At 48.8% G+C, this 8,899-nt stretch carries 9 protein-coding genes and 1 pseudogene; all 10 read right to left on the bottom strand.

Translation table 11 applies throughout. The annotated features are described in order from the left end of the window. Positions 1-160 precede the first annotated feature (160 nt). Entirely contained in the window at positions 161-1,174 is a 1,014-nt protein-coding gene (locus Q0277_RS09230; RefSeq protein WP_297997460.1) for a zeta toxin family protein, read from the bottom strand. Between the two features lie 187 nt (positions 1,175-1,361). Next, the gene (locus Q0277_RS09225; protein ID WP_297997461.1) at positions 1,362-1,853 is read right to left on the bottom strand and encodes a threonine/serine exporter family protein; all 492 of its coding nucleotides are present in this window, start codon (positions 1,851-1,853) and stop codon (positions 1,362-1,364) included. 1 nt (position 1,854) lies between these two features. Beyond that, positions 1,855-2,670, bottom strand: coding sequence for a threonine/serine exporter family protein (locus tag Q0277_RS09220; protein ID WP_297997458.1), 816 nt, complete (start codon positions 2,668-2,670; stop codon positions 1,855-1,857). 25 nt (positions 2,671-2,695) lie between these two features. Beyond that, positions 2,696-3,172: a hypothetical protein gene (locus Q0277_RS09215; RefSeq protein ID WP_297997457.1), complete on the bottom strand. Its 477-nt coding sequence runs from the start codon at positions 3,170-3,172 to the stop codon at positions 2,696-2,698. Between the two features lie 4 nt (positions 3,173-3,176). Then, the gene (locus Q0277_RS09210; RefSeq protein WP_297997455.1) at positions 3,177-4,559 is read right to left on the bottom strand and encodes a M23 family metallopeptidase; all 1,383 of its coding nucleotides are present in this window, start codon (positions 4,557-4,559) and stop codon (positions 3,177-3,179) included. After that, the gene (locus Q0277_RS09205; protein ID WP_297903943.1) at positions 4,556-5,371 is read right to left on the bottom strand and encodes a hypothetical protein; all 816 of its coding nucleotides are present in this window, start codon (positions 5,369-5,371) and stop codon (positions 4,556-4,558) included. The genes Q0277_RS09210 and Q0277_RS09205 overlap by 4 nt, the downstream gene beginning before the upstream one ends. Next, positions 5,358-6,047, bottom strand: coding sequence for an ATP-binding cassette domain-containing protein (locus tag Q0277_RS09200; RefSeq protein ID WP_295152369.1), 690 nt, complete (start codon positions 6,045-6,047; stop codon positions 5,358-5,360). Before Q0277_RS09200 ends, Q0277_RS09205 begins: the two co-directional genes overlap by 14 nt. Continuing rightward, positions 6,035-7,636, bottom strand: coding sequence for a tRNA (guanosine(46)-N7)-methyltransferase TrmB (gene trmB / locus Q0277_RS09195; protein WP_297997453.1), 1,602 nt, complete (start codon positions 7,634-7,636; stop codon positions 6,035-6,037). The genes Q0277_RS09200 and trmB overlap by 13 nt, the downstream gene beginning before the upstream one ends. A gap of 3 nt (positions 7,637-7,639) precedes the next feature. Then, complete coding sequence (locus tag Q0277_RS09190) at positions 7,640-8,305, bottom strand: fibronectin type III domain-containing protein (protein ID WP_297903939.1); 666 nt, start codon at positions 8,303-8,305, stop codon at positions 7,640-7,642. Further along, positions 8,235-8,899, bottom strand: a pseudogene (locus Q0277_RS09185) (hypothetical protein); the annotation flags it as partial. The pseudogene Q0277_RS09185 and the gene Q0277_RS09190, both read right to left, overlap by 71 nt.

Below are 8,899 nucleotides of genomic sequence, written 5' to 3'. Positions count from 1 at the left end.
AATACCTACAAAGCATTGAGATGAAATTTGCCGAAGCGGATCGAGAAAAGCCCTGATTTAACGATATTTGAGACATTCTAAAATTATCGCGGATTAAGTGTTAAGGCTATATTGCTCGTGCATTTTACTCTAGCTCGCTTTTAAATTTTGCGATTTCGGCTTAATGGGTTCGGATAGACATAATTTTATTTAGCTTCGTTTCATTCGCCTGAGCAAAACAAGCTTTGTCGATTCTACCTTTTTGAAAATCTTGGTCTAATTTCGTTTTTAAAAGTTTAAAAATTTCTTCTTTTGAGCCGATACTGATTAATTTGTAGATCTCTTTTTCATCAGTTAAAATTTTATTCCTATCGCTATTTCTATCAATGGCGATAATATTAATTTTATCACCGAAATGCTCTTTTAGCTTTTTTAAACCGCTCGGCAAGTTGCCTTGGATGCTAGACATAACTTCAATGCTCCCGCCGCGCCCATATTCGTTAAAGCGCTTAAAAGTATTGTCTAAAGCTTTTTCTGGCTCTATATGCACCGCAGCAATCGTAACGTCTAAATTTTTTTGTAGGCATTGCTCTATTTTTGGAATAGTCGGCGCCGGGTTTGCCAACTGTCCTTCAAAAATAAGTTTAACTTTACCATCGGTCATAAAATTTTTAACCGAGGTTGTTTTTCCGGCTCCCGGAATTCCGGTGATAAAAATTGCTTTGGTTTTGCCGGGCTCATCGCGCTTCAGAACCTCTTCAAACTGCGTCGCCGCCAAAACAGCGGAGGAATTATGTATCGCGTCATTTACTAGAGCCCTATTTTCTTTTGCTTCAAAGCAAGGAAAAAGTTCTTTGAATGTATCGGAACAAATATAACGACCACCTGTGGTATTAGGGTGCTCATTATATTCTTTTAAAAAATCCTCCAAAGAATTTTCAGCAAGGACAATCGCTTCGTCTTGAATTTTTATCAATTCGGCATTAGAGCTGAAATCAATCTTTTTTATTGCGCTTACTAACTTTGATTGGCTATTTCTTATACCTGCTTGTCGTATTCTTTCAATACTCTTTTTTGGAGCACCGCGATAAAGTTGCTTTTCTATTTTCTTGCGATATTCGGCGTTGTTTTCCATTCGTGTCAAATGATCGCTCACGCCCTGCCACATTTTCATATCTTCTTCTGTTAAAGCCATTTCAAGTCCTTTCTAAGAAATTTGTAGTATTTTAATACATTCTAATTATAGCATTTATCTTTCTTATAATTATGCAACAAATGTATATTGGGCTGCAGAAATACACTTTTAAGTTATATGGGATATTACTACGATAAAAAAGAGAAAACAATAAAACAAATATCAAACTTAAAATTCTTGCTTAGCGCTATTTGCCTCTTGCGCCGCGAGTGATCATCAAGGACTGCTCGTAGAAAATTAGCAGCGTTATTGAAACGCCCGTGCCGAGCGCCAGCGAGATCGAGACCGTGGCGAGAGCGTTATCGAAAAACGAGATGAGGTGGGCGAGTTTATGCTGTGCGCCCGTGGCTCTGATATAAGAAAACAGCGCCAAAACCGCCTTGTAGGCGTAGATGCCTGGGATCATCGGAAGCAGCGCGGGGAAGGCGATGATCTCTGCGGGTACCTTGAGGCGCTTGGCACAGAGCATCCCCAAAACGCCGATCAGAAACGACGCAAAAAGCGTAGCGGCGGCGATTGAAAAAATTTGGCTCTGTATCAGCAAAAACCTGCATGAATGCGCAACCGCCGCAAGCAGCGCCGAGAAAATGAGCGTCTTTTTAGGCGGCATGCACGCATACGCAAACCCGAGCCCCGCCGCAGCGGCAAAGCAGGCGTCCTTAAATACCAAAAGCGCTATATCAAACATTTACAAGCCCCAAATTTGAGATGCTAAGCGTCAGAAAAAGTCCGATTGCGATGCAGATGATCAAAAGCCCCGTGTTCAGCCCTCTGCTGATACCTACGAGCATATTTTCGTTTAAGATGTCAAATACCGAGTTGATTAGCCAGACGCCGGGGATCAAAAAGAGTATGCTCGATCCCACGGCGATGTCGGGCGTGGCGCTAAGCCCGTAGCGAGCGCCTAGCGAGACGATGAAGGAGACTGCGAACGAAACCGCGATGTATTGGATTTTTAGGTTGATTTTAAGCTTGCTAAGTAGATAGCGGGCGCAAATTCCAAAAGCCGTAGCCGCAAAAACTAACGCCATCGCACCGCCGTCGCCGCCGAAAAGCTCGCAGAACGCGGCATTTGCGACGCTGAGCAAAACGAGAGTTTTGGCAAAGCTTTTCTTCTGCGAGGCTAAAATTTCTGCAAATGCGGCTTTGGCGCGCGCAAAAGGGATTTTTTCATCGTAAATTTCCCAGCTAAGCGCGCTTAGCTCCGAGATCAGATCGAAGCTGATCTGCGCCGCAGCGCCCGTTTTGACGTAGGTGCGGCGGATGGAGTTGTCCGCAGGATCCATCACGCTGATGATGAAGTGGCGCACAAAGATCATCAGGCTAGCCTCATAGTCGTAAGCATCCGCTATCCTGCGCACGCAGCGCTCGATGCGCGCGGTGTAAGTGCCGATACTAAGCATCTTGGCGGTGTATTCGCTAAGAAAATTGGTAAGCTCTTGGATCTGCGGCCTCGCCGCTTCTGCTTCTTTTGTCGGTGCTATCTCTGCTATCATTATTTCCTCCGCTACCCTTGTAATCTCAATATCGTTTTGCGCTGTTTTTGTCATTTTTGCTTCTACGGCGCTCGTTGTAGCTTCCTGTTTTTGCGGTGCCCACCATCGTTTTTGATGTCGCTATGATGTCCGTCATCGCGGAATTCTTATTTTTAAAATTTAATGCAGCGACTCCCGTGGCGGAATTTTCTCTATCTAAATTTGATGCGGCGACAATACCTGCGGCGGTAAAGCTTTGGTTGCTTAAATTTTGATCATTCAAATTTAACGTCACTTTGGAATTTACGTCATTCAAATTTAACGCCGAGATTAAATTCTTGCCGCTAGAATTTCTTGTCGCAGCAGCGGAGCCTTCATCGCCCAAATTTGAAGCGGCGCAATTCTGCTCTTTTAAAGAATTTTGCTCATCTAAATTTAAATCGCAGCCTGAATTCTGTCCGCTTAAATTTAAACTTTCTGCGTCCTCGCAATATCCACTAAATTTAGAATTTCCACCGCCCATGGCTTCACCTTAGACTTATGAGATCGAGTGGGTTGATGTGGTAGTTCTGCTGCGTCACCTCAAAGGTCAGATCCGAGCCGATGCGCCCGATGATGTAGCCCTTTTTGACGTTGGAGCCGACGCGCACGGTAGGCGGGATCTGATTTAGATGTGCGTAGATCGTGTGGATGCCGCCGCTGTGCTCTAGGATCACGACCTTATCGAGCACGGCGGTTTCTTTGGCAAAGACCACCTTGCCCGGCAGCACCGCCTTAACCTGCGTGTCGCCGCTGTTTGAGCCCAGCACGATATTTTCGTTGAAAAGCTTGATGTTATACACGGGATCGTTGTAGTTGCCGAATTTTCGCTTCAAATACGCGCCGTTCAGAGGTGCTGCGGTCTTGGCTCCACTGTATTTTTTAACGCGCGATGACTGATAGCTCGAGCCGTACTGCTTGACCTTTTGGTTGATCTTGCTTACGCGCTCGTCCGCCGGCTCGCTCACTTCGGGCTCGGGCTCGCTAGGAGGCGCAGGTTCGGGCTTGCCCGCCTTTTTGGCAGCCGCTTTTGCTTTGGCGTACTCTTTTTCGCGCGCCTGGCGCTCCTTTTGCTTCTGCGCTTCAAGCTTTGCTTGGCGCGCCGCTTCCTCCTTTTGCGCTTTGGCCTTCTCCTCGGCGTCGTCGATGATCTTAAGCTCCTGCAGGGTCTTAGATATGGCATCTTGCTCGTCGTTTATCTTCTCTAGGCGCGCGATGTAGTCCTCTTTGTCCTTTTTCATCTGCGCGAGCTTCTCTTTTTGGGTGGTTAGTTTAGCGTTGAGATCGGTTTTTTTCTTGTCGTAGCCCGCCATGCTAGCCTGGATCGATTTGATCTTTTTGTTCTGCTCGTTGATAAAATTTTGATTATTTTCGTAGTCTTTGATCAGTCCCTTCAGCTCGTCGTTCATAACGAGGCCAAGCCCTTCTAAAATTTCGCTAGCCATGATAGAATCGGGCGTGGTGGTGGAATTTACGTCGGTGATGAGATCAAATGATAACTCTTGCGAGATCACGCTTGCGATCTTGCTTTCCAGATCGTTTTGCACGCTAAGAAGCGTGACATTTTGGCTATTAAGCTTTTCAAGCTCCTGCGCTTCGGCGGCATATTGATCCTTTAGGCCTTCTATCGCGTCGCTTAGCTGCTTGATCTCGCCCTCGCGCTTTTTAAAGCCCTCCTGCTCCTTTACGATCTGGCCTGCGATCTCATCGATCTTTTGCGAGAGTTGCATCCCCTCCTTTTGCGAGCTTTTGAGCTCTTGACCCGCTTTGGCGATCTTATCTTTCGTGCTCTGCTGCTTTGCGGGCGCAGCATAAATAAAACCCACAGCAAGCCCTAGCGCAAGAAGCGGCGCTAAAAAAGCCCTTTTCATGCTCGTTTATTTCCGATTTGCAGCATCACAAAGCTAACCGCGATGATAGATAGCGCCAAGGCGACACCCAAAAGAATCAGCGCATCGTAAGGCAGCACTATGGCGGTGCGTAGATCGCCGATGCCCTTAAGCGTGGTCGAAAACACCTCCCAAGAAGGAAGCGCTATGTAGAAGCAGGTCACGATCAGCGTGGCGATGAAGGAGTCTATTATCGCCATTCGGTAGAGTTTGCCGCTTTTTATTAGAAACGACGCGCCGAAAAGTTCCATGATCTCGATGCGCTCTTTGTGTTCGTAAACCCAGATACGCATCTGGCGGTGAATTAACATCACGCCTAAAAGCACGATAAGAAACGCAAAGCCGTAAACGAGGCTTTTGATAAGCAGTAAAATTTTAAAAATTTCATCGTGGGTCTTTTTAAAAATTTCAACTCGCGTGAGCGAGCCTATGGATTTTAGATCCTGCTCGATCTTGGCAAGCTGCGCGGCGTCGGGGAAGCTTTCGAGCTTTACGCTATAAAATTTAGGCAAATTTTTACTCAGCTCGGCAAAGGCATTTTGTGAAATTTTACCCTTCAGACGCTCGGTAATGCCCGCTGTGGAAATTTCGCTAATCGAGCTGATCTTCGGTACCGCTTTTTGCGCGTCTTGCAGGCTGAGCGGGGTTTTGGAGACTAGCACGATGTTGTATTCGTTTTGGATCGAGCGCTCGTAGCTTTTGGTTAGGTTACTCATAAAAATTCCAAACTGCACCGAAAAAAGCAGCGCAACGAGCGAAAAGATCACGCCGAAATGGGTTTTAATCGATTTCATTTACTTTAGCGTCCTTAATCTCAAAATGTCGGTGCCTAAAACGAAGCGTGGCGGGCATTTTATGCGTCACGATGACGACGCAGGCGTTCCACGACTCGCACGCCGAGCGCAGCAAATTCCAAATAATGGCGCTGGAGTAGTCGTCCAAATTTCCCGTAGGCTCGTCGCACAGCAGTAGGCGCGGATTATGCGCCATCGCACGCGCCAAAGCCACGCGCTGCTGCTCGCCGCCGCTAAGCTCGAGCGGATACTTGCCCATCTTATGCCCGAGCTCGACGTGGCGCAGTAGCTTTTTGGCTTGGTCTTGGCAGACCTGCTGATTGTAGCCCATTATCATTAACGGAAGCATTATGTTGCGCTCGATCGTCCATTCGTTGATCAGGCGGTAGTTTTGAAAGATAATGCCGATACGCTGGCGCAGGGTGCGCAGATCGGAGTTCGTGATGCCCTTTAGATCGCACAGGCAGACGTTCAGCTCGCCGCCGATGATGTCGATGCCGCCGTAGAAGGACTTAAGCAGCGTGGATTTGCCGCTGCCGCTCTTGCCCGTGATGATGACGAAGTCCTTCGCGCCGATGCCGAAACTCGCGTCTTGGATGACCGCGCCCGCCTTTTCGTAACCCAGCGTGAGGCCCGCTGCGGTGATGATGTTGTAATCGTCCGTTATCTCTGCCATTGTGAAAATATCTCCGAAATTTTTTGATGTGCCGCGTGGTTTTCGCGCGTAGGAAGCGGGCGGCGGATGAAGTAGCGCGTGCCGCTTGCGTTTGCGCGGATGAAACACTGCTGCGGAAAGTCGAATGCCCCGAGCGAAAGCAGGATTAGCACATCCTGCGGCTCGGCAGCGCACGGCTTGCTTTGCTGTTTGAGCTGTGACTTTGCGCAGTCTAGCTCGCTTTGGTGTTCGGCTCGTGGCTCTGCACAGCCTTCTAGGTTGCTTTGGTGTTTATTTTGCTGCTTGGTGAAGCTCGGCTTGCTTTGCCGTTCGTCTTGCGATCCCTTTTTGCAAGGTACGTCGCTCGCTTTTTTTAGAATTTGCGCGGCGTTCGCGCAAGCTAAAATTTTATCGCCCGCCGCCGTAGCTGAAATTTTGCCGCAGTCTGACGAAATTTCATTCACGCTCGCTCGCTCGGTTAAATTTTTGCCGCGCGTCGCGTCTAAATTTATAGCCTCGCCGTTTATAGCTTCGCCCGCGCCGCTTAAATTTACGCCGTCCGCCGCGCTGGCCCCGTCCGCGTCCAAGCTTTTCTGCGCGTCAAAGTAAAAAATTTCCTCAAAATGCACGAAAAAATCCTCGCCTTTGAAGGTAGAATTTTTAAAATTTCGCGCGATTGCCGCCGCGTCAAATTTTAAAAATTCCATCTCAAACTGCTGCGGTTCGCCCTGGCCCGCGGTTTTGTTCTCGTAGATCAGATCGTAGATGTCTTTATCCATCTTGCGCCATCTATCCTCGTATTTGCTCGCTACGGCGGCGTCACGGTTTTTAAAATGCGAAATTTCGCCCGCTTTGCGCTGAACGTAGGGCGAGAGCTTTTGCATCGCGTAGAGGAAGTACTCCTCGCTGTCGGTGCGAAGCTCGAAGCGGCCGCCGAGCCCGAGCGTGCGTGCGATTTGCGAGGCGAACTCATCGCTTATGACGCGGCGGTGCGGTACGTCGTCCCACGGCACGGGGAAGTGTAAAAATACGCGCTGCAGGCAGCCTGCGGGAAGCAGGCTCAGCAAAACCCGCGCGTCGGTAGCTATGAGAGCGATATTTTGCAGCCCCTCGCGGATCGCTAGCTTTGCGACCTGTTCGATCGCGGGCTTGTAAATTTCGATGCCGATTAGCAGCGCGTCTTTATTCGAGCGCGCTTGATGGAGTAGATGTCTGCCTGAGCCGAAGCCGATCTCGATGAAAATTTTATTAAATTTAGAGCTTTTTACGAGGGATAAAATTTCATTCTCGTCCAAAATCAGCGGCGTTTTTTCGGTAAGCGAGCTGTCTTTGTAAGCAAACGCCTGCGAGATTATCGGCCCGCAGAAGCGCTCTTTAAAAATTTCGAGCGCTCGCTGCAGATGGCCGATCTTAGCGGGCTTGGTGATCTTTTCGCCCTTCACTATCACTTTGCCGCCGCCGGGCTTTAGGGTGATAAAAAACTCGCTATCAAAGCTTTTGGTTCGCACGAGCGTCAGGTTTCTACCGCGCGCCGTTTCTAAAAATTCGGTCTCGCCGAGCTTAATCGGCAGCGGCGGCAGGCTCACACTTTGGGTTATGAAATTTGGCAAACTTTATTCTGCCTGCGCTGCGGCAATGACTGCACTAGGCTTGGACAGCTCTCCGTTTTCGGTTTTGACGGTGATGCGGTATTCGTATCCTTCGCCGTAATCGATATTGTCGATATATTCAGCGCTAAGTCTGCCGCGAACCTCTTTAATCGTGCTCCACGACTCGCCTCCCTTAGGACGGCGCTCGATTAGATAGGAGCTTACGCGAAGATCCGGATGCGGACGCCAGATGATCTTAACGCGGCCCGGAAGCCCGTAGATAGCCTGCGCAAACGGCACGGACTCTAACATCTTCGCCGTGCTTGCGATAGCGACCGGAGAAGGAGCCGAAACGCCCTTGGCGCCGTATGTGCGCACCGTATATTTATACGAAGTGCCCGGCTGCAGCCTCGTATCTACGTAGTGAGTGGAGTATGGATCTGCGATGGTGGCGATCTTTTTGGCTTCGCCGCCGCTTGCGGGCGCTCGGTAAACGACAAAGCCCAGTACGGCGGTATTGCTGTCGTATCTAGGCCACTCAAGCCCGATCTCATTGTCGCTCGTGATCGTCCTAATGCCCTCCACGCGCGGCAGGCTTTCGTCGCTTGCGCTAGGCGCGCTAGACATAGCGCAGCCACCCGCTAATATCGCTAAAGTAGCGCTCAACGTTAGTCGGTAAAATTTTTTCATAAATTTCATCCTTTACCTTTTGATTTGTCGTAAAATTTAGAAATTCGCTCGGCAAGCCCGCGCATATTTTCACCTCTTTGCCGCTTCGCGGATGGATGAAATAGAGCAAATAGGCATGGAGCAAAATCCTGCTAATTTTAGCGTTTTCGCTCTTAAATCCGTATAAATGATCGCCCAAAATGTGCCGATTTATCGAGCTTAAATGCACGCGGATCTGATGCGTGCGACCCGTGAAGAGCTTTGCCGCGACGAGATTGAAGTTCTTTAGGCTTATCGGCGGCAAAATTTGGTTTTGAGCGGGATTTTTAAAATTTAAAAATTTATTCTCGGCGAGACGGGCGGCTCTGGTTTGATCCGCGCTCATTTTGGCGGTTAAAATTTTATCTGCGTTGTCTACGAGATTGTTTGGAATTTTACCTGCGTTGCCCGTGCAGCTGCTTGGAATTTTATCTGCGTTGTCCGCGTATTTGTTTAAAATTTTATCCATACCCGCGTTCTTGCTCGCGCTCACGTCGGTAGTCGAAATTTTATCTGCGCCCGCAGTTGGGTCTGCATTTAAAATTTCGTTCCCGCGTGCGCTTACATCGGTGGCTA

This window comes from uncultured Campylobacter sp. (assembly GCF_938030815.1).
In the GTDB taxonomy this organism is placed as follows: Bacteria; Campylobacterota; Campylobacteria; order Campylobacterales; family Campylobacteraceae; genus Campylobacter_B.
Note: the sequence above shows the minus strand (reverse complement) of the source record. Positions and strands in the feature narration are given on the sequence as shown.